Source organism: Streptomyces sp. MBT65 (assembly GCF_016612545.1).
Lineage (GTDB): Bacteria > Actinomycetota > Actinomycetes > Streptomycetales > Streptomycetaceae > Streptomyces.
The window spans coordinates 1-1,275 of the sequence record NZ_JAENRY010000631.1 but is presented as its reverse complement, the minus strand read 5'-3'; the positions used below and the strand labels follow the sequence as shown (position 1 = coordinate 1,275).

Annotated in this window: 1 protein-coding gene; it reads right to left on the bottom strand. The window is 75.4% G+C overall.

What is annotated here, in order from left to right; translation table 11 throughout:
* Positions 1-204: 204 nt before the first annotated feature.
* The gene (locus tag JHN63_RS51145) at positions 205-1,185 is read right to left on the bottom strand and encodes an aromatase/cyclase (RefSeq protein ID WP_200691953.1); all 981 of its coding nucleotides are present in this window, start codon (positions 1,183-1,185) and stop codon (positions 205-207) included.
* Positions 1,186-1,275 lie beyond the last annotated feature (90 nt).

The window sequence follows — 1,275 nt, the reverse complement described above, 5'->3', positions numbered from 1 at the left end:
GGGGTGATGGCAGGGGCGGGGGTGGTGTCGTGTCCCGCGCGGACGGCCGCCGGCGGACGCGGCCGGCTGCCGCCGGAGGGGCCGGCCGTCTGCGCGCGGTGCCGCAGCCGTCCCCGGCCGGGCCGCACGCACACCGGGCGGGCGTCACGATACCGGCGCCCGGCGGTGTGCTGTCGTGGGCCGGGGGCCGGCTCGAGGCGTTCTCTAGCGGACGGCGCGCAGCGGGGGCACCAGCATTTGGGCGGCGCTGTCCGCGTGCCGGCCGGCCAGGGTGAGCAGGACCCGGCAGTCGCGGCCGAGGGCCGCCCGCACCTGCCGGCGGGCGTCGGCCAGGCTCGCGCCCTCGCCCAGGACCGCGGTGATGTCCTCCTCGCACAGCACGACGGTCTGCCGCGAGGTGAGGGTGGTCCCCCGTTCGTCCTCGGTGAGGGACCACTCGCCGGTGTGGGCGGCCAGCAGCGGGGAGGGCGTGGTCTGCTTGTGGACGATGCGGCCCGCGTGCGGGAAGCAGATCCGTACCGATTCGCTGGTGTGCACGCCGTCGCCGGCCGGGGTGCGCAGGGTCAGGTGCTGGATGCCGGGCGCCTCCTCCAGCAGGCGGGCCGCGCTGATGTGGGCGACGTGCTCGGGCCAGTCCCCGGCCCGGTAGAGGAAGTCGTAGGCCGGCTCCGCCGGGCCCTGGACGCGGATCGAGTCCTCGCAGGTCAGCACCAGGTCGTCCAGCCGGCTCCAGCGTTCGGCGAACCGTTTCAGCTGGGTGAGCTGGGTGCGGATGTTCAGGTCGGCGACCCGTCCCGGCCACCGGGCGCCGGCGGGCGGGCCGCCGCGGATGCCGAAGCCGTAGCGCAGTTCCAGTTCGCTGGCGTGCGGGCCCCGGTCGCGGATGCTGACCACGCCGCGCATCGACTCCAGCGGGGAGCCGGGCCCGCCCTCCGGGCGGATCTCGATACGGCGCTCCACCGGGTCCAGATCGCGCCACGAGGTCCACGACTCCAGCCGGCCGCCGACCAGGAACCACATCCGCAGGCGTTCCCGCCCGCCGTCGCCCTCCAGGCGCTCCACATGGACGCTCGGGGCGAAGTAGAGCGGCAGTCGCGCCGCATCGGCCAACACGGCGTAGACCACACCGGCCGGTGCGGCCACCTGTATGCGGTGGACCGTCCCGCCGTCCCGCTCACCAGCCATCCCGGACACCTCTCTTCTCTTCTTCGCTTGTTCATCTCTTCCGGCCCCGGGGGGGCGGGCTCGGGGGTGAGGCGGCGTACGACGCGGCAG

Bases quoted from the DNA above. Each gene is read 5' to 3' on its own strand.
- JHN63_RS51145 (WP_200691953.1), bottom strand. From the start codon at position 1,185: ATGGCTGGTGAGCGGGACGGCGGGACGGTCCACCGCATACAGGTGGCC.